The following is a 25,095-nucleotide window of genomic DNA, read 5'->3' as shown; positions in this document are numbered from 1 at the left end:
CCGGCGGCTATTACGGTGTTATCGTGCTGCACGCTGCAGAATGACGGCTGACGGCTGGCGTTGCAGAAAACGCATCCGCAGCATCATCAGCACCGCGGCAGAGGTCAGGCCAATAATAAAGCCCATCCAGAAGCCCGCTGGCCCCATGCGGTCGACGACCAGATCGGTGAGCGCAAGAATATATCCACTTGGCAAACCCAGCACCCAGTACGCCGTGAAGGTGATAAAGAAAATGGAACGCGTATCTTTATAACCACGCAGGATCCCGCTGCCAATAACCTGAATGGAGTCCGAAATCTGGTACACGGCAGCCAGCAACATCAGCTGTGCAGCCAGTGTGACAACTTCAGGATTATTGTTGTAGAGCAGGGCGATGTGCTCGCGCAAAGTGACGGTGAAAATGGCGGTCATCATCGCCATACATACGCCGACACCTAAGCCAGTTCTGGCAGCGGTCTGTGCATCCAACGTTGATCCCTGACCCAGGCGGTATCCCACACGAATGGTGACGGCAGCCGCCAAAGACATCGGCAGGACAAACATTAATGAGCTGAAGTTCAGCGCGATCTGGTGCCCGGCCACGTCGACAATCCCCAGCGGGGAGACCAACAGCGCCACCACGGCAAACAGCGTGACTTCAAAAAATAATGCCAGCGCAATTGGCAAACCCAGCTGTACCAGGCGTTTCATCACCGCGGTGTCAGGTTTCTGGAAGCCACGCTCATTACGGATATCACGCATTGATCGGGCGTGTTTTACGTAAGAAAGCATGGCGGCAAACATCACCCAATACACCGCCGCCGTTGCCACACCGCAGCCTACGCCACCCAGTTCTGGCATACCCAAATGGCCATAGATGAAAACATAGTTAACCGGAATGTTGACCAGCAGGCCGAGAAAACCCATTACCATTGCCGGTTTGGTCTTGGCCAGGCCTTCGCACTGATTACGGGCAACCTGGAAGAACAAATATCCGGGCGCACCCCATAGCAGCGCGCGCAGATATCCCACGGCTTTGTCGGCCAGTGCAGGGTCAATGTTATGCATAGAGCGGATAATGTATCCCGCATTCCAAAGCACAATCATAATCAGAACGGATACGATCCCCGCCAGCCAGAAACCCTGACGTATTTGATGAGCAATACGATCGCGGCGCCCGGAACCGTTAAGTTGCGCAATCACTGGCGTCAGAGCCAGCAACAGCCCGTGACCAAACAGAATTGCGGGTAGCCAGATGGACGTACCGATAGCAACGGCTGCCATGTCCGTCGCGCTATATCCGCCGGCCATCACGGTATCGACGAATCCCATTGCGGTTTGAGCGATTTGCGCAAGAATCACCGGAATTGCCAGAGCTAATAACTGACGCGCTTCACTTACATACTTTTGCACGTGTACACCACTATATTGTTGTTATTTGAGAGACTAAAAAAGCCGCCTTATATGGCAGCAAGGAGAAAATGCAGGGGGAATTTCAGTCTATTGTAGCGAGGAATCCGTATTTCTCCAGTGAAAAAATAGGCGGGAGCGGCGCATTGCTGGCAACCTGATTTTCCACCTGCTATTGTGCACAGCAGAGATGTCTTAATTGAGTTCAGGAGTTACAGGTATGTTTACGGGTATTGTGCAGGGCACCGCGAAACTGGTGTCGATTGATGAAAAACCGAATTTTCGCACACATGTAGTGGAGTTACCTGAATACATGTTGGATGGGCTGGAGACCGGCGCATCGGTAGCACACAACGGCTGTTGTCTGACAGTGACCGAAATTAACGGTAACCAGATAAGCTTCGATCTGATGAAAGAGACGCTGCGAATCACCAATCTGGGTGACCTGAAGGTCGGCGATTTGGTCAACGTTGAGCGCGCAGCAAAATTCAGCGATGAAATTGGCGGACATTTAATGTCAGGCCATATTATGACTACCGCCGAGATATCGAAAATTCTGACCTCAGAAAACAACCGCCAGGTGTGGTTTAAAGTTCAGGATCCGTCGCTGATGAAATATATCCTGTACAAAGGATTTATCGGTATTGACGGTATTAGCCTGACGGTTGGCGAAGTCACACCGACACGCTTTTGCGTGCATTTGATTCCGGAAACCCTGGAACGTACAACGCTGGGCAAGAAAAAACTGGGTGCGCGAGTCAATATCGAAATCGACCCGCAAACACAGGCTGTTGTTGATACGGTTGAACGTGTATTGGCCGCGCGTGAAAGCGCTATGAGCAACGTTACTGGCGAAGCGGGCGTTTAAGTCGGAATAAAAAGCCCCCGGTAGTTCGGGGGCGATGCTGTCTAACGGGGAACGCGGAGCCCGTGTTCAACGCCACGAGAGAACACAACCTGCCACAGCTGGATGTCGCGCGCGCGAAATGCGCCAGCACACGCATTCAGGTAATAACTGAACATCCGTTTAAAGCGTTCACTATAGTTGGCGGCAATTTCTGGCCAGGCGGTTATGAAACGATCGTGCCAGGCCATCAGGGTAGTATCGTAATCCGCACCAAAGTTATGCCAGTCTTCCATCACGAAATGTGGCTCGCTGGCGTTGGCTATCTGGCGAACTGACGGTAAACAGCCGTTCGGGAAGATATATTTATTGATCCACGGATCAACATTATTGTCGGTTTTTTTAGAGCCGATGGTATGCAGCAAAAAAAGACCGTCTTGCTTTAAATTACGGTCAACAACGTCAAAATAGGTGTTGTAGTTTTTCGGCCCCACATGCTCAAACATACCGACGGAAACGATACGGTCAAACCGGTCATTCAGGTCACGGTAGTCCTGCAGCAAAATCGTGACATCCAGCCCTTCACAGCGCGTCTGCGCCATTTTTTGCTGTTCTGCTGAAATAGTCACGCCAGTCACGCTCACCCCGTATTGTGACGCCATGAACTGGGACAAGCCTCCCCAGCCGCAGCCAATATCGAGAACGCGCATACTTGGTTTCAATTGCAATTTATCGGCAATCATTTTTAGCTTCGCCTGCTGGGCAGATTCCAGGGTATCGGCATCTTTCCAGTAGGCGCAGGAATATTGCATGTAGGGATCAAGCATGCGGCTAAAGAGATCGTTGCCAAGATCGTAGTGTTCTTTGCCAACGACCCACGCACGTTTTTTGGTTTGTAAATTAAACAGACGGGCCATTGCGATACGTAGCGTATCTCTGAAGTGGCGGGGAAGTTGGCTTTCAAGACCTGCACGCAGGACTTTGCTAAAAAACATATCCAGCCGATCGCATTCCCACCAGCCGTCCATATAACTTTCACCTAAACCCAACGACCCTTCCTGCAACACGCGTTTGAAAAAGTCGGGGTTTTTAACGCGAATATCTGCCGGTGCCGGGCCATTAATAGTAATGCCTGCACGGCTCAATAGCTCATTGGTGATTCGGTACCAGTCATCATCCGGTACGCTGACGTCTTCTATACATGATGAACTCATAGCTTCTCCATCACTGGTCGGTGATCAGAACCTTAAAACAGCGTAGACGCTTTTTTGGGCTTTGTGAGAAATCTCACGGAATTAATCCGCGAATCTATAATCCGACGTAGAACAGAGGAAGGGAGGAACCCTTGCCGAAAAGGCCATCCATGGAAGAACGGGAACCTGCTTGTTCCCGTTACTCTATAAATCTTATCGTTTTATTAACAACCGAAAATCAGTATAGGCCTGAATTTTTGGCTATTCAACCGAAAATTGTTAGCGGGCTAACTAAATGCCCGCAACAATGATTAATGTGACTCACCGTGTGCAACTTGCGCGCTCTCATCCGGCAAGGATGTGTTCTCAGCCTGTGACTGCATTTTGTAACCTAACGCGGCCAGTAACACTGTCGTCAGCATAACGCTGGTGGTCGTGAGCAGCGGCGTGCTGATTAACCACGAAACGACCAGGCTTGCCAGGAAGCATAACCCCAGTTGCAGCGTATTCTGCAACGCAGCGGCGCGCCCTGTTGCCTGAGGGAATGGGCGCAGCGCCTGAGCGACAACGATAGGGTAGATTGCCCCGTTCGCAATGGCCATCACGCAGAATGGGATCAGGATTTCAGCCAACGCAACGTGGTGAATAAAGCCTGTAGCCCAGGTGCCGATAACGCTAATGGCGTACAGGATAAGCAACCATGGCAGAAGCTGGCGACCCTGCCATTTTTGCAGTGCCGCGCGGCAGCCGTAACCCCCGATCAAAAATGCAATAGTTTGCGGGACATAGCTCAGACCAATCACAGCCGGGCTATAGCCCATTTCGCTAAGGATAAATGGTGAACCCGTCAGCCATGCGAAGAAACTTGCAGAACATGCTGCGTAAATCAGTACATTTCCACGGTATGCTTTGGAGCGCAGCAGCGTAGCGAACGTCAGTTTATCCTGGCTGTCGTCGCGCGCTTTTGCCGTTGGTTTTAAGCGCAGGGCCGGCAGCATCAGGATCAGGGTAATCGCAAAAAGGGTAGCAAAAATGGCCTGCCAGGAAAAATGTACCAGGATCCAACTGCCTAATAACGGTGCAAGTGCAGGGGATAATCCAACCAGCGGCATAATGGTGGCAAAAATGCGGTTTACTTTTTGTGAAGGATAATAATCAGTAACCAGCGCCTGCCAGATAACCGAAGCCGCACAGACACCAACGGCCTGAATAAAGCGTAGCACCAGTAAGCCGGTGGCGTTTTCTACCCACAACATGCCCAGGCTGCCCAGCGCGAAGATGGATAAGCCCAGCAGCAAAATAGGTTTGCGACCATAGTGGTCAGAGAGTGGCCCCCACAAAAGTTGTGCGACGGCAAATCCCGCTAAGAACAAGCTAAGGCTGGCACTCACGGCAGAGGCGGGCGTCTGTAAATCGGACTGAATAGCCGCAAAGGCGGGCAAATACATATCCGTTGCCAGAAAACCCAGCACGCTAAGACCTGCCAGCCAGACTAAAAACCCTTTTCCCGGTTGCATTATCGTTTCTCTTTTTAGCAATAGAACATTGCCGCTGAGTGTAGTGAGTGTAATTCTCGCTGTGAAACGCTAATATTTGCTTACTGATTTCAAATTTTTTGCAGGCAGAATATGTGGTCTGAATATTCACTTGAGGTGGTTGATGCGGTGGCGCGTAACGGTAGCTTTAGTTCGGCCGCGCAGGAGTTGCACCGCGTACCTTCGGCGGTAAGCTACACAGTGCGCCAACTGGAAGAGTGGCTGGCTGTGCCACTTTTTGAACGTCGTCATCGGGACGTGGAATTAACGCCTGCAGGTGCGTGGTTTTTAAAAGAAGGCCGATCTGTTATCAAAAAAATGCAGATCACCCGTCAGCAATGTCAGCAAATTGCCAACGGCTGGCGCGGGCAGTTGGCGATTGCAGTCGATAACATTGTCCGCCCGGATCGTACCCGCCAGATGATCGTGGATTTCTACCGCCATTTCGATGATGTGGAACTTCTGGTCTTTCAGGAGGTGTTTAACGGCGTCTGGGACGCGCTTTCAGATGGTCGGGTGGAGTTAGCTATCGGAGCAACGCAGGCCATTCCGGTAGGGGGGCGCTATACGTTCCGTGATATGGGAATGCTGAGCTGGAGTTGCGTGGTGGCCAGTCATCATCCGTTGGCGGCAATGCCGGGACCGCTCAGTGACGATACGTTGCGCAACTGGCCATCGCTGGTACGCGAAGACACGTCCCGTACGCTGCCAAAGCGTATTACCTGGCTACTGGACAACCAAAAACGCGTCGTGGTGCCTGACTGGGAATCATCGGCCACCTGCTTGTCAGCCGGACTCTGTGTCGGGATGGTACCGACGCATTTTGCCAAACCGTGGATCGATAGCGGAAAATGGGTGGCGTTACAGCTGGAAAATCCGTTCCCGGATGCCGCATGCTGTCTGACATGGCAACAGAACGATACGTCGCCGGCATTGAGCTGGCTGCTGGACTATTTAGGGGATAGCGAAACGCTGAACAAGGAGTGGCTGCGGGAGCCGGATGAGGCTCCCGCACAACAGTCTTAACGACGGTAATCGCGGAACGGGCCGTCGGCCACGGAGCGACGCTCTACCAGGCGTGGGTGTACCTCGATGGACTGCGATTCTTCACGTTTATTCACGATTCGGTCTAACAGCATGTTGAAGGCCGTTTCACCAAGTGAATCTTTTGGCTGATGGATGGTTGTCAGCGCAGGGGTGAAGTAACGGGCGTTGCGCACGTTGTCGTAACCGATAACTGAGATATCCTGCGGCACGCGCAGTCCCATCTCATCTGCGGCACACAGCGCACCCATCGCCATAATATCGCCACCACAGAATACGGCGGTTGGGCGATGTGACTGGGAGATGATTTGCTGCATAGCGCGGTAGCCGGATTCAGGCTCAAAATCACCCTGGACAATCCAGTTGTCAGGCACTTTAATCAGCGCTTCTTCCATCGCTTTCATGAAGCCAGCCAGGCGGCCTGCGCCGGTATTACGTTCCATAGGTCCTGGGATCACGCCGATCTCACGATGACCGCGTTCAATCAGATACCGGCCTGCCATGTAACCGCCTTCGAAAGCGTTATCAATGACGGTATCGGTAAAGTCGGCTTTTGCTTCGCCCCAGTCCATAACCACCATGGGAATATGGCGATACTCTTCGAGCATGGAAAGCAGTGATTCCGGATATTCTGAACACATTACCAGCAAGCCATCTACGCGCTTTTGCGCCATCATAGACAGATAAGCCTGCTGTTTTTCGAGACTGTTCCAGGCGTTGCCCAAAATCAGGGTGTAGCCTTTCTGGAAACAATTTTTCTCAACGGCCTCGATAATTTCGGCGAAATAGGCCGCTTCGCTGCTGGTTGCCAACAAACCGATCGATTTGGTGTGATTCACCTTCAGGCTACGTGCAACTGCGCTAGGGGAGTAGTGCAGCTCTTTGATCGCTGCCCAGACAGCGTTGCGCGTTTCTTCAGCGACAAAGCGCGTTTTGTTAATTACGTGTGATACGGTTGTAGTGGAAACGTTTGCTCGCTTCGCTACATCTTTAATAGTTGCCATTACATCTCACTCCAGACCATATCCTAAGCTCCTGAGAATACTCCAGGTAAACGTTTGCCTTCACACACCCTCAACGCAACGTCAGGGTTGCGGCACGCCGGGAAAACGACACGGAACGTCAGGAAGGGGTCAATGGCCGGTACGCTAATCAAGTAAGCGTGGAATTTTGTCTGATCTTAACGAAAAGGGGAAGAGTTAAAAGCAGTTATCAATATAAATCGTGAGAGATTTTTGCTTTCAAGTGTGTAAAAATGCGCAATATCACTTTTTGTGTGGGAATAAAAAGGAGAAAACTTGATGAGCACCGATCTGAAATTTTCGTTAGTAACGACCATAATTGTTCTGGGCCTGATTGTCGCGGGTGGCCTGACTGCAGCACTGCACTGATTTCCCCTGAGGGAGTTCGCTCTCCCTCATCCTTTCTGCTTGCCTTTTCCGTCCTATTTTTTGCAAATAAGCAAAAGTCTTTTGCAGTTTTGTTAACTTTATTAATTTTGCGATCAATGTCATGCTTTTGACTCTTATGATGTGTCGTGCCAAGGCTCGACGTTACGGAGTCGATAGATGAAACTCAATTATCCTTTACTGGCGCTGGCGATAGGTGCGTTTGGCATTGGAACGACCGAATTTTCTCCTATGGGGTTGCTACCCGTCATTGCCAAAGGCGTGGATGTATCCATTCCGGCCGCCGGGATGTTAATCAGCGCGTATGCGGTAGGCGTGATGGTTGGCGCCCCGCTGATGACATTACTGCTGTCCCATCGTGCGCGTCGCAATGCGCTTATCTTCCTGATGGCCATTTTTACGTTGGGTAATGTACTTTCGGCGATATCTCCGGATTACACGACGCTGATGCTGTCGCGCATTTTGACCAGTCTTAACCACGGGGCATTTTTCGGCCTTGGCTCTGTGGTTGCCGCAAGCGTGGTGCCCAAACACAAACAGGCCAGTGCCGTAGCAACCATGTTTATGGGGTTAACAATTGCCAATATTGGCGGTGTTCCCGCAGCAACCTGGCTTGGGGAAACCATCGGCTGGCGTATGTCCTTTATGGCGACGGCGGGACTGGGTGTTATCGCCATGGTCAGCCTGTTCTTCTCATTACCCAAAGGTGGGGCAGGAGAGCGCCCGGATGTCCGCAGCGAACTGGCGGTACTCATGCGTCCGCAGGTGTTGTCGGCTCTGCTGACGACCGTTCTGGGGGCCGGGGCGATGTTTACGCTTTATACCTACATCTCACCCGTGCTGCATAGCATTACTCATGCTACACCGGCGTTTGTCACCGCTATGCTGGTGCTGATTGGCGTTGGGTTCTCTATCGGTAACTATCTGGGGGGTAAACTGGCTGACCGTTCGGTTAACGGTACGCTAAAAGGCTTTTTACTGCTGCTGATGATTATTATGCTGGCGATACCTTTCCTTGCGCGTAATGAGCTGGGTGCGGCCGTGAGTATGGTGGTGTGGGGTGCAGCAACGTTTGCGGTGGTTCCGCCGCTGCAGATGCGTGTGATGCGCGTTGCCAGCGAGGCGCCTGGATTGTCATCGTCAGTTAATATTGGCGCGTTTAATCTGGGGAATGCCCTGGGAGCGGCGGCTGGTGGGGCGGTAATTTCCGGAGGGTTGGGCTACAGTTTCGTACCGGTAATGGGGGCGATTGTGGCGGGACTTGCGCTACTGCTGGTCTTTGTCTCGGCAAGGAAACAAGCGGAAGAAGTCTGCAACGCAACGAATTAAAAACAAAAACGCAGAAGGGAAACCCTTCTGCGTTGTCATCTTATGCTGCGAAGTTTTTCGCAACAAATTCCCAGTTCACCAGTGCCCAGAAGTGTTCCAGGTAGCCAGGACGGGCATTACGATAATCGATGTAGTAAGCATGTTCCCACACGTCAACGGTCATCAGCGGCGTCGCGTCAGTCGTCAGCGGTGTACCTGCGTTGGAGGTGGACACGATAGCCAGTTTGCCATCCGTTCCTTTGACCAGCCAGGTCCAGCCAGAACCGAAATTCTTGATAGCGGCATCGGTGAATTGTGCTTTGAAGTCTGCAAAGCTGCCAAAGGAGGCGGCAATCGCTTCGGCCAGTTTACCGGTCGGCTCGCCACCTGCGTTCGGGGCCAGGCAGTTCCAGTAGAACGTGTGGTTCCAGACCTGGGCTGCGTTATTGAATACACCACCTTCAGAGCTACGTACGATCTCTTCCAGTGATTTACCTTCAAACGCCGTGCCTTTAATCAGGTTATTCAGGTTAGTAACGTAAGTCTGGTGATGTTTGCCATAGTGGTATTCCAGCGTTTCGGCAGAAATGTGCGGTGCCAGAGCATCTTTGGCATACGGTAATGCAGGTAATTCGAACGACATTGCTTCTCTCCTTATTATTTATATTGAGTACACACAATAGCCTCATTGTGAGTAAGGATAGGGTAGCAAATTGAAAGGTTATGCAAAAGAAGAACTTACCCTACAGCATATTCTGTAGGGTAAGTTTTTAGCGAATTGTTTTCGGCGTCATTACACGGCGAGCGCCCACGTAGTGGCGTTGCCAGTAATCTTCGCTCAGAGAGGTTATTTGAATTTCCTGACCGCTGCGTGGAGACTGGATAAATTTACCATTGCCGACATAGACGCCAACGTGGTCGGCGGTACCGCGACCTTGCGTGCGGAAGAAGACCAGATCACCGTTTTTCAGTTCGCCACGTTCAATCGGCGCAGCGTCGCGCAGGTGATACATTTCATTGGCGGTACGCGGAATACGGAACTTGACCAGATCTTTGTATGCGTAATAAACCAGCCCGCTGCAATCAAAACCGGTTCTGGGTGAGGTGCCCCCCCAACGGTAAGGTTTGCCGATTTGGTTCATCAGGGTAGACATGGCGGTTTTGGTTGCTTTCTGTACTTTCACTTTATGTACATCAGCAACGGCTGTTGGCGCAGTCGTCTTCACTTTTACACAACGTGGCTTATGACCTTTGCGCGGGGTACATTTTTCAGTCCAGGTGACGGCGGGGGATTGTATTGCCGCTGTTTTACTACGACGGTTTGCTGTTTTCGTCGATTTTGCCGGAGTCGCTGTGCGTTTTTTGGAGGAGGAAGCCGTTTTCGTACTGGTTTTACTGGTGTTTTTTGTCGCCGTTTTCTTGTTGGTTTTTGTTGCTTTTTGGCTGGCTGTTGCGCTTTTCTTTTTATCTACCGTCTTGACGGTGTGGGAAGCGGTAGGTGTCGTCCTGGCCTGCTTGGAAGCATGAGCCATAGGCGTAAAAGGCAGTGTGGTAAAAAGTAAAGCACAGAGCGTGATCGAGATTCGGTTTATCCGCGCCACTGAGCAGTCCTCTGGTAAGGCAGGTCTATCGTGCCTGCGTGTGATTTTCAAAACTTGACGATTCTAATCTATAGAAAGAGGGAAAGTTAATAGCTTTTTTCGTTTAAAACTACGTTTCGTAACCGACCGCAAAAAAAAACAGCAATTCAGGGCGTAATTGGTGAACAGATAATCAATTCCACAGGCTCCATGCGGATAAATGAGATTGTGAATGCAACTTTTAACGACAGGCGATAAAATAATATCGCGTAATGAAAATGTTATTTTCCGTTACCTGCCTGACCCGCTACAATGTCAGACTACTGCCGTAAAAGAAGTTTAAGGAAGCAAGATAATGAGCACCACTATCGAAAAAATCCAGCGCCAGATCGCTGAAAACCCGATTCTCCTGTACATGAAAGGTTCCCCAAAACTGCCAAGCTGCGGTTTCTCTGCTCAGGCTGTGCAAGCGTTGTCCGCCTGTGGTGAACGTTTTGCTTATGTTGATATTCTGCAGAACCCGGATATTCGCGCCGAGCTGCCGAAATATGCCAACTGGCCGACTTTCCCACAGCTGTGGGTTGATGGTGAACTGGTAGGCGGCTGTGACATTTTAATTGAAATGTACCAGCGCGGGGAGTTGCAGCAGTTGATTAAAGAAACTGCGGCGAAATACAAAACCGAAGAGCCAGACGCTGAGTAATTTTAGCGGAAATAAAAAAGCGACCTGTGATGGTCGCTTTTTTTATCGGTCCGTTATGCTTCTTCGGGCATGGGAAGAGGCCAACCGCCGAGGCGTTTCCAGCGGTTAACGATTTCGCAAAACAGAACGGCTGTCCGTTCTGTGTCATACAGCGCCGAGTGCGCCTGAGTCCCATCAAACTCCATTCCTGCAGCCAGACAGGCTTTTGACAGTACTGTTTGCCCCAACGACAGGCCGCTTAATGCTGCCGTATCAAAGGTGACGAAGGGGTGAAACGGATTACGTTTCAGTGAAGCGCGTTCTGCTGCAGCCATCATAAAACTGTGATCAAATGTCGCATTGTGCGCCACCATGATAGCCCGATTACAGCCGCTATCTTTGATACCTTTACGCACCATTTTGAAGATGGCATGCAGCGCGTCGTACTCGCTGACCGCGCCACGCAGCGGGTTGCTCGGGTCGATACCGTTAAATGCCAGCGCTTCGGGTTGTAAATTCGCCCCTTCAAACGGTTCAACGTGGAAATGTAACGTCATGTCCGGCATCAGCCAGCCTTGTTCATCCATTTTCAGAGTGATGGCGGCAATTTCAAGCAGCGCATCGGTTTTGGCGTTAAATCCTGCTGTTTCGACATCAATGACGACAGGATAAAAACCACGAAAACGGTCACACAGACCGGAAAGTTGAGCGTTATCGGACATCTGGGTCTCTTAATACGGGAAAATTGCAGCGCGTATTATGGCAAAATGATGAGTATAAAACTACGGGCACAGACGATCTGCGCCCGAGGGGAGGTTAGTCGCCCAGACCGCGGCCGGCGTCTTTTTCTTCGATCAGCTCAATTTTATAGCCGTCCGGATCTTCAACAAACGCGATCACAGTTGTGCCGCCTTTTACCGGACCCGCTTCACGCGTTACGTTACCGCCGTTTTGACGAATACGTTCACAGGCCTCTGCCGCGTTATCTACGCTCAGGGCGATATGACCGTAGGCTGTGCCCAGCTCATACTTATCGACACCCCAGTTATAAGTCAGTTCGATCACCGCTTCGCTGGTTTCCGGGCCGTAGCCGACAAAGGCCAGAGAGTACTTGTATTCAGGGTTTTCGCTGGTACGCAGCAGCTTCATGCCCAACACGTTAGTATAAAACTCGATGGAACGCTGCAGGTCACCCACGCGCAGCATGGTATGAAGTAAACGCATCTTTTTCCCCTTCGAAAATGGCTAATACATTCAAAATGTTGTTTTAGTATAGCGGCGTTGTTACGCCGCTATCAATGGCAGAACTGAGTTTGTGAGGTTACAGGGTAGGATAATCGGTATAGCCTTCAGCACCGCCGCCGTAGAAACTTTCCGCACGCTGTGGATTGAGCTCGGCTTTACGCTGCAGACGTGCAACCAGATCCGGGTTAGCTATGTAAGCACGACCAAAGGCAACAGCATCGATCAGACCTTTCTCGATCAGTGATTCGGCTTTCTCTGGCGTATAGGCGCCCGCACCAATAATCGGACCGTGGAAACGGGCGCGAACTTTCTCGCGAAACGCGTCTGAATACGGTTCGCCACCAGCCCAGTCTGGCTCGGACATGTGCAGATAAGCAATGCCGCGCTTGCCCAGTTGTTCAATCAGGTACAGAGCATCAGCCTCTTCATTCGGACCGTTGTCGACGTTCTGGAACGAGCCGATAGGGGAAACACGGATACCAATGCGATCGGCACCCCATTCTTTAATACCTGCATCGACGACTTCCAGTACCAGACGAGCACGGTTTTCAACACTACCGCCGTATTGATCGGTACGCTGGTTAGACGTTGGTGACAGGAATTGATGCAGCAGGTAGCCGTGAGCGGAATGCAGTTCAACCATGTCGAAACCCGCTTCGCGTGCGTTGGCAATCGCCTGACGGAAGTCATTTACGATGCCAGGGATTTCTTCGGTTTCCAGCGCACGCGGCATTGAGGTATCGACACGTGTTGCCTGGCCATTTTCATCGCGCAGTGAGGTGCGGGTACCGGCGCTAATCGCAGAAGGCGCAACCGGTGCCTGACCATTTGGCTGCAGACTGGCGTGAGAAATGCGCCCGGTGTGCCACAACTGAACAGCAATATGACCTTGCTCAGCATGTACGGCCGCAGTGATTTTTTTCCATGCGGCAATCTGTGCTTCGCTGTGTAGTCCCGGCGCCCCTGCATAGCCTTTCGCCTGGGCGGAGATCTGCGTCGCTTCACTGATAATAAGACCTGCGCTGGCGCGTTGACGGTAATACTCGGCCATCAGCGGAGTAGGGATGTCGCCCGGCTCGATGCTGCGCAGACGCGTCAGTGGCGCCATGAATATGCGGTTCGCTGCCGTAATGGCGCCCACTTTCAGTGGGGAAAACAGTTTTTCAGATGACATGTGGCACTCCTGAATAGACCGGTCGTCTAGTAATAAAAGAAATAAAAACGCCTGTTAAACGGCAGGCGTTGTAATGATGGTTTTAACGTGCGCCAGCGCATTTTCCAACGGAGTGGCGCTACGAGAAATCTTGGCCTGGAGGTTGGCGCCCAGCCACAATGCATACAGCACCTGTGCCTGCTGTAACGGCTCGCCAACAAAGGACAGACAGTGATTGCCCCGGCCTTTCTCCAGCGCCTGCGCTAACAGCGCAATAATGTGCCGTGCACCTTTATCCATCGCTGTGCGCATATCCTCTGACAGATCGCACACTTCGGCAGACAGCTTAACGGTTAAACAGCCGCTGATAATGCCGTGCTGGCTAAACTGGTTCAGGGTTTCCTGATAGTAGGCCAGGATACGGTCGCGGTAATTCCCCGCCCCTGTAGCAAAATGCGTAGCCAGTCGCTGATGATAGGCCGCATAGTGGCGTTCCAGCATCGCGACGCCGAACGCTTCTTTCGAGCGAAAATAGTGATAAAACGAACCTTTAGGAACTTCAGCGGTTTTCAGTAGTTCGCTTAAGCCCATGCCGGTGAAGCCGCGCTGCATACACAGCAGTTCGCCGGTCGCCAGCAGATGTTCGCGTGTATCGTGTTCAGTGACTTTGTTCATGGGAAGAAGTGTAATAGACCAGTCGGTCTAATGCAATAGCCCTTGCGAGAAATTCAGTTAACGTCTTCAATAGGTATATCAATCTTACTAAAGGAGGGGATGTGGCCGAACAGCTGGAGTTTTTCCCCGTCCAGAGCCCATGCCGTGGAATATGTCAGTCTGACGAACGCGGATTTTGCCGTGGCTGTTTTCGCAGTCGGGATGAGCGTTTTAACTGGCAGAAAATGAGCGATGCCCAAAAGCAGGAGGTACTGCGGCTTTGTCGCCAGCGCCTGATGCGTAAATTACGCGCAAACAAATCCAACCCGCCGGAAGAACCGCAACAACCTTCACTCTTTTAAAAGCGTAATTGCGTATACTCGATGCACATTCACTTATAAGGAAGCTGCTATGGTTCAGCGTATTACTATTGCGCCGCAAGGCCCGGAATTTTCGCGCTTTGTGATGGGGTACTGGCGCCTGATGGACTGGAATATGTCCGCACGTCAGCTAGTCAGCTTTATTGAGGAACATCTCGATCTGGGTGTCACGACTGTCGATCACGCGGATATTTATGGCGGATACCAGTGTGAGGCGGCGTTTGGCGAGGCGATGAAACTGGCACCGCACCTGCGTGAAAAAATGCAGATTGTGACCAAATGCGGTATTGCCACGACGGCGAAAGAGGAAAACGCGCTGGGTCATTACATCACTGACCGCGCCCATATTATTGCCAGTGCCGAACAGTCGCTGAAGCTGCTGGCAACCGATCATCTTGATCTGCTGTTGATCCACCGTCCCGATCCGTTAATGGATGCAGACGATGTGGCGGAAGCTTTCAAGACATTACATCATAGCGGTAAGGTGCGCCATTTTGGTGTCTCTAACTTCACGCCATCACAGTTTTCACTGCTGCAATCGCGATTACCCTTCACCCTGGCAACCAATCAGGTCGAAATTTCACCGGTGCATCAACCCCTCCTGTTGGATGGGACGTTAGATCAGCTGCAGCAACTGCGTATTCGTCCAATGGCCTGGTCCTGCCTCGGCGGCGGTCGCTTGTTTAATGACGATGCGTTCCAGCCATTACGAAATGAACTTGCCGTGATAGCAGAAGAACTGAATGCACAGTCCATAGAACAAGTGGTGTATGCGTGGATCCTGCGTCTGCCGTCGCAGCCACTGCCGATTATTGGCTCGGGTAAAATCGAACGTGTGCGTGCTGCAATTGAATCAGAGTCATTGAACATGTCTCGCCAGCAGTGGTTCCGTATTCGTAAAGCGGCGCTCGGTTACGACGTGCCTTAATCACGTATTCAGCGTTCCGTCGTTCAAATTTGTGTCACTGGATTACACTTATCAGTCAGACACCTGGATGACGGAGGTTGTATGAAACGTTTGAGTTTAGCCATCATCACGTTATTGGCCTGTGCAGGTGCACAGGCTGCCAGTGAGAAGGTGGTGATGAATCTGGTGACGTCGCAGGGCGTTGGCCAGGAGATTGGTACGGTCACTATTGCCGAATCCGCAAAAGGGCTGGAGTTTACGCCTGATCTTAAAGCACTGCCACCGGGTGAACATGGTTTTCATGTGCATGCTAACGGCAGTTGCCAACCCGCTATCAAAGAGGGTAAAGCCTCAGCAGCAGAATCGGCTGGCGGTCATTATGATCCGCATAAAACTGGCAAGCATGAAGGTCCGGAAGGCGCAGGTCACATGGGTGACCTGCCATTGCTGGTGGTAAATAACGAAGGGAATGCGACAACGCCGGTTGTTGCGCCGCGGCTCAAAACGCTCGACGAGGTAAAAGGTAAGGCGCTGATGATCCATGTGGGTGGCGATAATATGTCCGATCAACCGAAACCACTTGGCGGCGGAGGTGCGCGCTACGCCTGTGGTGTTATCAAGTAATCAGCGACTCAGCGTGCCCGGTGGCGGCGCTTGCTCAAGTTGTGAAAGTGAGCAGTGTAGTCGCCAGATAAGGGCCGATAACTCCTGCGCTGCGGGCTGATGATGATGGGCCAGTGCATCACAGATGCGCTGGAGTTCGTTAAGCGTGGCATTCAGCGGACGTTGCTGCACGCCACGTTCACTCATCACATCGCGTAACAGTGATATACACACATCCCTGACGCGCGCCAACGGATCTGATCGTGCCTCCCAGACGCGAAGTTGCCATACCACGTGTGAGCAGTTCAGTAGCACCACTCCCCAGCGTAGTAACCAACGTCGCGCCAGTGCATCCTGGCTGTTGCTGAGCTGGCTGACATGATGATAGGTCAGTGACTCAAACTCATTTTCACTGAGTGACGGATGGCGGCTAAGTTGATCGACAAAGTTACGCCGTAACGCGCGAATATGACGGCGGCTCTTTCTCGCATCAGAACCTGGCCGCAGAATGGCAAAAGCCAGCCACGACAGCGCGACGCCCGTGATCTTCGCCGTATTGTCATTCAAAAAAACTGCAAAATCATAGACGGGAGGATTGGTCACCGCGATGAACGATCCCATAAAGACGATCAGCTGTCCCCAAAGCCCTGCCAGTTTCGGCATCTGTAATTTTAACAACTGCATGGTGGCAAGCAGTGGGAAGAGAAACAGAATGAACTGCCAGAGATCGGTAATTTGTACCATCAGACCGAATTTCACCACAAAACTGAACAGCGACAGCAGGACCAGCGTGCGCATCAGCAAAGAGAGTGATTTGAAGGGGGCTGCTACGGCGGAATACAACACGCAGCTGATGGCGGCAAGTGTCAGAGCCCCGGAGCCTGATTCCCATTGTGCGCCAATGCTCCACGCGCCGATTGCCATCAGCGTAATGAAGGTACGCAATCCGCTCCAGAGAGCCTCCGCGTTATCGGTATGACGGGCAAGACCCGGCGTGCGCTCAATATTGATATTATCGACCGTAACCCCCTTTTCCAGTAAGCGCAGATAATGGCTGCTTTTCAGATAGATACAGCAAAAATAGCGCAGACGCTGCCAGAAGGCGACGTGCCGATAGTCATGCTGATCGACAGGGCACAGCGGGGCGATAATCCGCGCGACGGCGTAGCTGTCGGTATCGGGTTTTACCAATGCGTTCAGCAACTGCTCAATGACATTCCGGGTATTTGCCGGGGGATTGGGCCAGTTCAGTAGCATCCGCCGCAGACTGGAAATTACGCTGGTCAACCGCAACTGCTGGTGTAACAACGCATTGAGCAAGGTATTTTGACGGCGAAAACGGTAGTGGCTCCAGAACGCCTGAATACGTAGCAGATTCATGGTCAGGATTTGGCCGATCACCCCTTCATGGGCGGTGCGGATAGCATCTGTGGTTTCTGGCTGCCAGAGTAAACTGGCATGCTCCAGCAAACGTGCATGCATATTTTTCAATGCGGTCAACAGCGTGGTGCCATCGGATGTACTGGGCAGGATCATCATCATCAAGCCGCCACACAGGATCCCGACAATGACTTCGCACACACGTGCCTGGGCGATATCCCACAGTTGCGTAACCTCTGTAATATGCACCATTGGAAACGCAATAATCGCCGCGGTATAGCCTGCCAGTTGAAAAGCGTAGGCCACGTTGTTGGTGAAATGCGCGCACGCCCAGGTACAAAAACCGATCCAGACTGACATGCTCAACAGAAACAGCCACGGTTCATTGAGTGTATGGCCGGCTATAATCAATGCGGCCGTTGCACCAAGTAAACTGCCCGCGATACGGCCCAGACTTTTGCTGATCACGCCACCAACGGTTGGAAAACTGACTACCGCTGCTGATGTCATCGCCCAGTAGGGTTCGTCCAGATTGAGGTAATAGGCGAAGGTTAGCGCCAGACACATCGCAATAGTATTACGCAGCGCGTAACGCCATTGTCCGCTCGTGGCTTTAAACCACGGCAGAATGGCTGGTGTCAGGCGGGGCAGTTTCATTTTTGCTGACCGATGGACACGCTACAGGTTGTCCCCGAAACCAGCGTAACATCGTGCGGAAGGGTATCAAATTCGATACGAACAGGAACCCGCTGCGCCAGACGGACCCACGGAACGTTTGGTTTGATGTCAGGAACCAGACCGGAATTGCTTTCCACGCTCTGATCATAAATAGCGCGACCAATGCTGGAAACGTGACCCTGTAACTTAATGTTGCCGCTGTAGAGAGTGATTAGAGCAGGTGCCCCGTCTTGAATATGGCGTAGCTTGGTTTCTTCGAAATAGCCCATGACATAAAAAGAGTGACTGTCGACCAGAGCAAACAGCGGTTTACCCGTTGAGGCGTAGTCTCCGGTACGGGTTGATAGATTGGTGACCCAGCCTGTGACCGGGGCTTTGACTACCGTTTGCGCCAGTTGCCACTGAGCATGGCGCAAGCTGGCCTGGGCTGCGGCAACAGTCGCCTGCATGGCTTTTACATTGAGCAGTGCACTGTCCAAATCTTCTGCCGAGATGAAATTTTGCGACAAATTGCGGCGACGTCTGGCTTCATTATCGGCTTTGGTCAGATCGGACTGCGCTTTAGCCAGCTGAGCCTGTGCATTCAGCTCAGCTATTTGGAAAGGGGTCTTGTCGATAACAAAAAGAATATCGCCTTTGTTAACCAGTTGATTATCTTTAATGTTGAGTTCACTAATGCTGCCAGAGATTTGCGGTGTGATGCTGACCTGTTCAGCGCGGACTTTTCCGTCACGCGTCCATGGAGATTGCATATAGTAATTCCACATCCACCACCCGGCGAGGACGGCGATGACAGCGACTATAATAGTGGAGAAGTATTTAATGGTTTTAAGCGACATAATCACCACGCAATCAACATGACAAAGGCCAGACACACGCAAAGCGTAAAGAGGGACAGATCCATTAACAGGGGATGCCAGATTTCGCCAGAATAGATCCAGTCGCGTAGCAGGCGATGAACAACTAGCCAGAGGATAAATCCTGCAACAAACGCCTTGAAAATAGGGGGGAAGTAGACAGATGCTCCGATCATTAAATCTTGTAGGGGCAATCCTGTTGCATTAAACATAAACTTCACGGGCAAAATCCTTGGCGAAAAGAGCGTTGCTATAGGTTTAGCAAAAAAAGGGACAATGTGTCTCTGTAACGCATAATGTCTGAAAAAATGTCATCCGGTAAGCAAATTTGGCAATACATTTGTTTTGGGAATACAAATGCTGCACACTATTCTAAAATCAGCACAATAACTTAGCAAGCTAATTATAAGGAGATGAAATTGGAATCGCCATTAGGTTCTGATCTGGCACGGTTGGTGCGCATTTGGCGTGCTCTGATTGACCATCGCCTGAAACCTCTGGAGTTGACGCAGACGCATTGGGTTACGCTGCACAACATTCATCAGTTGCCACCGGATCAATCACAGATTCAACTGGCTAAAGCGATTGGTATTGAGCAGCCTTCATTGGTGCGTACACTCGACCAGTTAGAAGAAAAGGGACTCATTTCACGACAGACTTGCGCCAGCGATCGTCGGGCAAAGAGAATTAAATTAACGGAGAAGGCCGAACCGCTGATTGCTGATATGGAAGCGGTTATCAATAAAACGCGCGGCGAAATTCTGGAAGGGATTTCCGCTGAGGAAATTGATCTGCTGATAAAACTGGTCGCCAGACTGGAACACAATATCATTGAACTGCAGTCGCAGGGCTAAAGCGATCAAAACGACGTGTGGCCAGAGGCTGACCACACGTGAATTTGATTAACGTGGAGACACGGTAACCTGGCTACCATTGTTAGCCATAACAACGCGCTGACCCGCAGAGAATTTGGTCGCACCCTGCTTCTGAACCACCATAATGGTATTACCGTCATCCTTACGAATTTCCAGTTCTACGCCCTGGGTTTTATTCATCGCGCCTTGTACGCCCTGGCCTGCTACGCCACCAGCAACCGCACCTGCAGCTGTCGCTAATGAACGACCGGTACCGCCGCCTACGGTGTTACCGAGGAACCCACCCAGCACAGCACCACCAATAGCGCCAATCACGTTTGCGTCGTCACCACCCTGGATTTGCACCGGACGAACATGAACAATCGTACCGTAGGTAACGTTCTGAACTTGTTTCGCTTCGGATGCGGTATACACGTCACCGGAAAGGCTATCATTGTTAACGCAGCCCGCTAAAGATACGCCCATTAATGAAACAATCAGCACACGTTTAATCATTTACAAATCTCCTTTGTCACCACGAAACGCTAATAAAGCACTCCTCATGGCTAAATTATATGGCATTTGTGAGCCTAAGGTCACATGTTCTACTGGAACAATATGAAAATCTTAACCGAAATCGGGTTAACCGAGTATAAACGAATCATTCATCACGGTGATGGAATTTAGCGGTTACTGGAAAGATTAACCTGCAAAAATCATCAAGGAAGCATGGAATTAGTCGACACTTTATGGTGGAGTGTCAAGGCTAATTTGCTTAAAAGGATGACGTATGAAATCGGGCCGTTTTATCGGAGTGATGTCTGGAACCAGCCTTGATGGTGTGGATGTTGTGCTGGCGGCGATAGATGAAACGATGGTTGCGCAGCAGGCAAGTCTGACATGGCCCATCCCTGTTCATGTAAAACAGGCCATTCTGGATATTTGTCAGGGGCAGCAACTGACGCTTTCCCAATACGGTCAACTGGACACGCAGTTGGGGCGTTTGTTCGCTGATGCGGTGAACGCGTTGCTGCAGCAGGAAAAATTAAAACCGCAGGATATTGTCGCGATCGGCTGTCATGGGCAAACCGTGTGGCATGAACCGACAGGAATTGCGCCACACACGTTACAAATTGGTGATAACAACCAGATTGTAGCGCGTACCGGGGTAACGGTGGTCGGTGATTTTCGTCGGCGCGATATCGCGTTAGGTGGACAGGGGGCACCGCTGGTTCCCGCTTTTCATCAGGCGTTGCTGGCGCATCCAACGGAACGCCGGATGGTGTTAAATATTGGTGGTATTGCCAATCTGTCACTGCTCATTCCAAAACAACCGGTTCGGGGGTATGACACCGGCCCGGGCAATATGCTGATGGATGCGTGGATTTGGCGGCAATGTGGCCAACCTTATGATAAAGATGCACAGTGGGCCTGCTCGGGTACAGTGATCCTGCCACTGTTGCAAACGATGCTTAACGATCCGTATTTCTCTGCACCAGCGCCAAAGAGTACGGGGCGCGAATATTTCAATTATGGCTGGATTGAACGCCATCTGGCGCAGTTTCCGGGAATTCGCCCACGAGACGTACAGGCGACTTTGGCTGAGCTGACGGCCGTGACGATTTCCGAGCAGGTCCTGTTGAGCGGTGGGTGTGAACGGTTGATGGTATGTGGCGGCGGTAGTCGCAATCCACTTCTTATGATGCGTCTGGCGGCGCTGCTGCCAGGGACGGAAGTGACCTCCACCGATGAAGCCGGGATCAGTGGTGATGATATGGAAGCGTTGGCCTTTGCCTGGCTGGCGTGGCGTACACTCGCGGGACTGCCGGGCAACCTGCCTTCGGTGACCGGTGCATCTGAGCCCAGCGTTTTAGGGGCTATTTTCCCCGCCAATCCACGAACTCAGAGTTAACTGAAATTATTTCAGGCGCTATACCGATAAACTAGGGATGTTAGGGAGGGTGTTTTTGCCCTCCGGGACCAGGAAAGTCTTCAGGAAATGGCTATGAAAAAATTGTTATTAGTGTGTCTGCCCGTATTGCTTACCGGTTGTAGTGTGTACAACCAATTTGTCGAGCGCATGCAAACGGATACGCTCGAATACCGCTGTGATGAAAAACCGCTTACCGTAAAATTGAACAATACCCGACAGGTGGCGAGCTTTGTTTATGATAATCAACTATTGAATCTCAAACAGGGTGTGTCGGCATCAGGTGCACGCTATACCGATGGTATCTACGTCTTCTGGTCTAAAGGCGACGAGGCAACGGTCTATAAACGAGACAGAATTGTGCTAAATAACTGTCAGTTACAGAACCCGAAGCGTTGAGATTTTCACCTGGGCGGCGCACAATAGCGTCACCCACTGACAATCCGTAGCCAACATCATGTCTGATAACGACGAATTGCAGCAAATCGCGCATCTGCGCCGTGAATACACGAAAGGTGGTCTTCGCCGCCGCGATCTTCCCGCCGAACCCCTTGCGCTGTTTGAGCGCTGGCTGGGGCAAGCCTGTGATGCCAAACTGGCAGACCCTACCGCTATGGTCGTCGCAACAGTCGATGAACACGGTCAGCCGTATCAGCGAATCGTGTTGCTCAAACATTATGATGACAAAGGGCTGGTGTTTTATACCAACATGGGCAGCCGTAAGGCGCACCAGATCGAGAACAACCCACGCATTAGCCTCTTGTTCCCCTGGCATACGCTGGAACGGCAGGTGATGGTCATCGGCAAGGCCGAACGCTTGTCCACGCTTGAGGTGGTAAAATATTTCCACAGTCGCCCGCGCGATAGCCAGATTGGCGCCTGGGTTTCTAAGCAGTCCAGTCGGATCTCCGCACGCGGAATTCTGGAAAGTAAATTTCTTGAGCTGAAGCAGAAGTTTCAGCAAGGGGAAGTTCCGTTGCCGAGTTTCTGGGGAGGCTTTCGCGTGAGCATTGAACAAATGGAGTTCTGGCAGGGTGGTGAAAACCGTCTGCACGACCGTTTTTTATACCAACGTGAAGATGACGCGTGGAAAATTGACCGTCTGGCCCCCTAAAGATGCAAAATTCTTGTTTTAAGCGCTGGTGCTGATGAATCCGGCGCTTTATTCTATGTCTCTTTCGCATCAGGCGAAAAGTCGTGTACCGGCAAAGGTGCAGTCGTTTTATACATGGAGATTTTGATGGCAAGCAGTAACTTGATTAAACAATTGCAAGAGCGGGGGCTGGTGGCCCAGGTGACGGACGAGGAAGCGTTAGCAGAGCGACTGGCGCAAGGCCCGATCGCGCTCTATTGCGGCTTCGATCCTACCGCTGACAGCTTGCATTTGGGGCATCTGGTTCCATTGTTATGCCTGAAACGCTTCCAGCAGGCAGGCCATAAGCCTGTTGCGTTGGTGGGTGGTGCAACGGGTCTGATTGGCGATCCGAGCTTTAAAGCCGCCGAGCGTAAACTGAATACTGAAGATACCGTGCAGGAGTGGGTGGATAAAATCCGCAAACAGGTGGCACCGTTCCTCGATTTCGACTGTGGCGACAACTCGGCGATTGCTGCGAACAACTACGACTGGTTTGGCGGTATGAACGTACTGACTTTCCTGCGTGATATCGGCAAACACTTCTCCGTAAACCAGATGATCAACAAAGAAGCGGTTAAGCAGCGTCTGAACCGTGACGATCAGGGGATCTCCTTTACCGAGTTTTCTTACAACCTGCTGCAAGGTTATGATTTTGCCTGCCTGAATAAACTGCATGGCGTGGCATTGCAAATTGGCGGTTCTGACCAGTGGGGTAACATTACCTCGGGTATCGATCTGACCCGCCGTCTGCATCAGAATCAGGTATTTGGCCTGACGGTTCCGCTGATCACTAAAGCTGACGGTACCAAATTCGGTAAAACGGAAGGTGGCGCAGTTTGGCTGGATCCGAAGAAAACCAGCCCATACAAGTTCTACCAGTTCTGGATCAACACAGCTGACGCGGACGTATATCGCTTCCTGAAATTCTTCACTTTCATGGACATTGAAGAGATCAATGCGCTGGAAGAAGAAGATAAGAACAGCGGTAAAGCGCCGCGTGCCCAGTATGTTCTGGCTGAGCAGGTAACGCGTCTGGTTCACGGCGAAGAAGGTTTAGTGGCGGCGAAACGCATTACCGAAAGCCTGTTCAATGGTAACCTGAGCGACCTGAGCGAAGCGGACTTCGAACAGCTGGCGCAGGATGGTGTACCGATGATTGAAATGGACAAGGGGGCCGACCTGATGCAGGCGCTGGTGGATTCTGAACTGCAGCCTTCTCGCGGTCAGGCGCGTAAGACCATCGCGTCTAATGCGGTCACCATTAATGGTGAGAAACAATCTGACCCGGAATATTTCTTCCAGGACAGTGATATTTTGTTCGGCCGCTACACCTTACTGCGCCGTGGCAAAAAGAACTACTGTCTGATTTGCTGGAAGTAAGTCAAAGTCAGCAGGGGCGTGGGAAACTACGCCCCTTTATTTTTTAGGGTTGTGGTAAGTAAAATGAAGAATATCCTCGCCATCCAGTCCCACGTTGTTTTTGGCCATGCCGGCAACAGTGCTGCCGAATTTCCGATGCGTCGTCTTGGCGCGAATGTCTGGCCGCTCAACACCGTTCAGTTTTCTAACCACACGCAGTACGGTAAATGGACCGGCTGTGTTATGCCACCCAGTCACCTGACTGAGATTGTTCAGGGCATTGCTGATATCGATAAACTTCAGACCTGCGATGCGGTGCTGAGTGGTTATCTGGGATCCGCTGAGCAGGGCGAGCATATTCTGGGTATTGTGCGCAAAGTGAAAGCGGCAAATCCCCAGGCGAAATTCTTTTGCGATCCAGTGATGGGTCATCCTGAAAAAGGGTGCATCGTGGCGCCTGGCGTTGCGGAATTTCATGTTCGTCACGCACTTCCGGCCAGCGACATTATCGCGCCAAATCTGATTGAACTCGAAATTCTGTGCGAGCATGCGGTTAACAATGTTGATGAGGCGGTGCTGGCTGCCCGTGAACTGATTGCGCAGGGGCCGGAAATTGTGCTGGTTAAGCATCTTGCCCGTGCAGGCATGAGCGCAGATCGCTTTGAGATGCTGTTGGTCACCGCTGATCAGGCGTGGCATATCAGCCGTCCGCTTGTTGATTTTGGCTCACGCCAACCGGTTGGCGTTGGTGACGTCACCAGTGGCTTGCTGTTGGTTAAACTGTTGCAGGGGGCTTCATTGCAGCAGGCGCTGGAACATGTGACTGCGGCGGTGTACGAAATTATGATCGCCACCAAAGAGATGCAGGAGTATGAGCTGCAGGTGGTTGCCGCTCAGGATCGTATCGCGAAACCGGAACACTACTTTAGCGCTACTCAGCTGTAATCAATGTGCAATGGCGCTCACGCTTATCGGG

The 25,095-nt window shown here is 51.5% G+C and carries 27 protein-coding genes and 1 pseudogene; 14 read left to right on the top strand and 14 right to left on the bottom strand.

All coding sequences use genetic code 11. The features are described from left to right. Positions 1-18: 18 nt before the first annotated feature. Positions 19-1,392, bottom strand: coding sequence for a multidrug efflux MATE transporter MdtK (gene mdtK, locus SK32_RS06155; protein ID WP_048211771.1), 1,374 nt, complete (start codon positions 1,390-1,392; stop codon positions 19-21). A gap of 217 nt (positions 1,393-1,609) precedes the next feature. On the opposite strand from mdtK, the gene SK32_RS06150 reads away from it, so the two are divergent. Further along, a complete protein-coding gene (locus SK32_RS06150) occupies positions 1,610-2,257 on the top strand; it encodes a riboflavin synthase (RefSeq protein WP_048211770.1) in 648 nt (215 codons plus the stop codon). Positions 2,258-2,298: 41 nt separating this feature from the next. On the opposite strand, the gene cfa is transcribed toward SK32_RS06150, so the two are convergent. Then, positions 2,299-3,447, bottom strand: a complete 1,149-nt coding sequence (cfa, locus tag SK32_RS06145) for a cyclopropane fatty acyl phospholipid synthase (RefSeq protein WP_048211769.1) — start codon at positions 3,445-3,447, stop codon at positions 2,299-2,301. 290 nt (positions 3,448-3,737) lie between these two features. Then, positions 3,738-4,943, bottom strand: a complete 1,206-nt coding sequence (punC, locus tag SK32_RS06140) for a purine nucleoside transporter PunC (protein ID WP_048211768.1) — start codon at positions 4,941-4,943, stop codon at positions 3,738-3,740. Between the two features lie 111 nt (positions 4,944-5,054). Between punC and punR the strand changes: the two genes are divergently transcribed. After that, positions 5,055-5,987, top strand: coding sequence for a DNA-binding transcriptional activator PunR (gene punR, locus SK32_RS06135; protein ID WP_048211767.1), 933 nt, complete (start codon positions 5,055-5,057; stop codon positions 5,985-5,987). Here the strand turns inward: punR and purR are convergent. After that, positions 5,984-7,009, bottom strand: coding sequence for an HTH-type transcriptional repressor PurR (gene purR / locus SK32_RS06130; protein WP_048211766.1), 1,026 nt, complete (start codon positions 7,007-7,009; stop codon positions 5,984-5,986). The two genes, punR and purR, sit on opposite strands and share 4 nt — an antisense overlap. A gap of 297 nt (positions 7,010-7,306) precedes the next feature. Between purR and cydH the strand changes: the two genes are divergently transcribed. Both cydH and SK32_RS06125 read left to right on the top strand, forming a co-directional pair. Beyond that, entirely contained in the window at positions 7,307-7,396 is a 90-nt protein-coding gene (gene cydH / locus SK32_RS25960; protein ID WP_003029209.1) for a cytochrome bd-I accessory subunit CydH, read from the top strand. A gap of 177 nt (positions 7,397-7,573) precedes the next feature. After that, the gene (locus SK32_RS06125) at positions 7,574-8,743 is read left to right on the top strand and encodes an MFS transporter (protein ID WP_048211765.1); all 1,170 of its coding nucleotides are present in this window, start codon (positions 7,574-7,576) and stop codon (positions 8,741-8,743) included. Between the two features lie 40 nt (positions 8,744-8,783). Here SK32_RS06125 and sodB read toward each other — a convergent pair whose 3' ends face one another. Both sodB and SK32_RS06115 read right to left on the bottom strand, forming a co-directional pair. Beyond that, positions 8,784-9,365: a superoxide dismutase [Fe] gene (sodB, locus tag SK32_RS06120; RefSeq protein WP_048211764.1), complete on the bottom strand. Its 582-nt coding sequence runs from the start codon at positions 9,363-9,365 to the stop codon at positions 8,784-8,786. A gap of 127 nt (positions 9,366-9,492) precedes the next feature. Then, positions 9,493-10,323, bottom strand: coding sequence for a C40 family peptidase (locus tag SK32_RS06115; RefSeq protein ID WP_048211763.1), 831 nt, complete (start codon positions 10,321-10,323; stop codon positions 9,493-9,495). Positions 10,324-10,657: 334 nt separating this feature from the next. On the opposite strand from SK32_RS06115, the gene grxD reads away from it, so the two are divergent. After that, complete coding sequence (gene grxD, locus SK32_RS06110) at positions 10,658-11,005, top strand: monothiol glutaredoxin 4 (RefSeq protein ID WP_003832760.1); 348 nt, start codon at positions 10,658-10,660, stop codon at positions 11,003-11,005. A 53-nt stretch (positions 11,006-11,058) separates the two neighbouring features. Here the strand turns inward: grxD and rnt are convergent, their stop codons facing one another. The 4 genes from rnt to SK32_RS06090 all read right to left on the bottom strand — a co-directional run bounded on the left by rnt (position 11,059) and on the right by SK32_RS06090 (position 14,057). After that, complete coding sequence (gene rnt / locus SK32_RS06105; protein ID WP_048211762.1) at positions 11,059-11,706, bottom strand: ribonuclease T; 648 nt, start codon at positions 11,704-11,706, stop codon at positions 11,059-11,061. A 94-nt stretch (positions 11,707-11,800) separates the two neighbouring features. Continuing rightward, on the bottom strand, positions 11,801-12,208 hold the full coding sequence (gene gloA / locus SK32_RS06100) for a lactoylglutathione lyase (protein WP_003029198.1): 408 nt from the start codon (positions 12,206-12,208) through the stop codon (positions 11,801-11,803). Between the two features lie 97 nt (positions 12,209-12,305). Beyond that, a complete protein-coding gene (locus tag SK32_RS06095; RefSeq protein ID WP_048211761.1) occupies positions 12,306-13,403 on the bottom strand; it encodes an alkene reductase in 1,098 nt (365 codons plus the stop codon). 54 nt (positions 13,404-13,457) lie between these two features. Further along, positions 13,458-14,057 carry a TetR/AcrR family transcriptional regulator gene (locus tag SK32_RS06090; protein ID WP_048211760.1) on the bottom strand — a complete coding sequence of 200 codons (600 nt, stop codon included), beginning with the start codon at positions 14,055-14,057 and terminating at the stop codon, positions 13,458-13,460. A 101-nt stretch (positions 14,058-14,158) separates the two neighbouring features. On the opposite strand from SK32_RS06090, the gene SK32_RS06085 reads away from it, so the two are divergent. From SK32_RS06085 to sodC, 3 genes are all read left to right on the top strand, one after another. Next, a complete protein-coding gene (locus tag SK32_RS06085; RefSeq protein ID WP_048211759.1) occupies positions 14,159-14,398 on the top strand; it encodes a DUF1289 domain-containing protein in 240 nt (79 codons plus the stop codon). A 49-nt stretch (positions 14,399-14,447) separates the two neighbouring features. Beyond that, positions 14,448-15,344 carry an aldo/keto reductase gene (locus SK32_RS06080; protein ID WP_048211758.1) on the top strand — a complete coding sequence of 299 codons (897 nt, stop codon included), beginning with the start codon at positions 14,448-14,450 and terminating at the stop codon, positions 15,342-15,344. Between the two features lie 81 nt (positions 15,345-15,425). Next, complete coding sequence (gene sodC, locus SK32_RS06075) at positions 15,426-15,947, top strand: superoxide dismutase [Cu-Zn] SodC (RefSeq protein ID WP_005127180.1); 522 nt, start codon at positions 15,426-15,428, stop codon at positions 15,945-15,947. On the opposite strand, the pseudogene SK32_RS06070 reads toward sodC, so the two are convergent. From SK32_RS06070 to SK32_RS06060, 3 genes and pseudogenes are all read right to left on the bottom strand, one after another. Next, a pseudogene (locus SK32_RS06070) lies at positions 15,923-17,963 on the bottom strand (FUSC family protein). The gene sodC and the pseudogene SK32_RS06070 overlap by 25 nt on opposite strands. Further along, positions 17,960-18,823, bottom strand: a complete 864-nt coding sequence (locus SK32_RS06065; protein ID WP_048211756.1) for an efflux RND transporter periplasmic adaptor subunit — start codon at positions 18,821-18,823, stop codon at positions 17,960-17,962. Before SK32_RS06065 ends, SK32_RS06070 begins: the two are co-directional and overlap by 4 nt. Before the next feature lie 2 nt (positions 18,824-18,825). Further along, complete coding sequence (locus tag SK32_RS06060; RefSeq protein WP_005127177.1) at positions 18,826-19,062, bottom strand: DUF1656 domain-containing protein; 237 nt, start codon at positions 19,060-19,062, stop codon at positions 18,826-18,828. A 192-nt stretch (positions 19,063-19,254) separates the two neighbouring features. Between SK32_RS06060 and slyA the strand changes: the two genes are divergently transcribed. Then, a complete protein-coding gene (gene slyA, locus SK32_RS06055; RefSeq protein WP_019076732.1) occupies positions 19,255-19,695 on the top strand; it encodes a transcriptional regulator SlyA in 441 nt (146 codons plus the stop codon). 48 nt (positions 19,696-19,743) lie between these two features. Here the strand turns inward: slyA and slyB are convergent, their stop codons facing one another. Continuing rightward, positions 19,744-20,211, bottom strand: a complete 468-nt coding sequence (gene slyB / locus SK32_RS06050) for an outer membrane lipoprotein SlyB (RefSeq protein ID WP_003029175.1) — start codon at positions 20,209-20,211, stop codon at positions 19,744-19,746. Between the two features lie 274 nt (positions 20,212-20,485). Between slyB and anmK the strand changes: the two genes are divergently transcribed. From anmK to pdxY, 5 genes are all read left to right on the top strand, one after another. Beyond that, the gene (gene anmK, locus SK32_RS06045; protein ID WP_048211755.1) at positions 20,486-21,607 is read left to right on the top strand and encodes an anhydro-N-acetylmuramic acid kinase; all 1,122 of its coding nucleotides are present in this window, start codon (positions 20,486-20,488) and stop codon (positions 21,605-21,607) included. 87 nt (positions 21,608-21,694) lie between these two features. After that, entirely contained in the window at positions 21,695-22,024 is a 330-nt protein-coding gene (gene mliC / locus SK32_RS06040) for a C-type lysozyme inhibitor (RefSeq protein WP_086523662.1), read from the top strand. A gap of 58 nt (positions 22,025-22,082) precedes the next feature. Further along, on the top strand, positions 22,083-22,739 hold the full coding sequence (pdxH, locus tag SK32_RS06035) for a pyridoxamine 5'-phosphate oxidase (protein ID WP_048211753.1): 657 nt from the start codon (positions 22,083-22,085) through the stop codon (positions 22,737-22,739). Between the two features lie 126 nt (positions 22,740-22,865). Then, positions 22,866-24,140, top strand: a complete 1,275-nt coding sequence (gene tyrS / locus SK32_RS06030) for a tyrosine--tRNA ligase (protein ID WP_020996426.1) — start codon at positions 22,866-22,868, stop codon at positions 24,138-24,140. Between the two features lie 63 nt (positions 24,141-24,203). Further along, positions 24,204-25,064, top strand: coding sequence for a pyridoxal kinase PdxY (gene pdxY, locus SK32_RS06025; protein ID WP_048211752.1), 861 nt, complete (start codon positions 24,204-24,206; stop codon positions 25,062-25,064). Positions 25,065-25,095 lie beyond the last annotated feature (31 nt).

Source organism: Citrobacter sp. MGH100 (assembly GCF_001034465.1).
GTDB classification, from domain to species: Bacteria; Pseudomonadota; Gammaproteobacteria; order Enterobacterales; family Enterobacteriaceae; genus Citrobacter; species Citrobacter youngae.
This window is presented reverse-complemented; position numbering and strand designations above follow the sequence as displayed.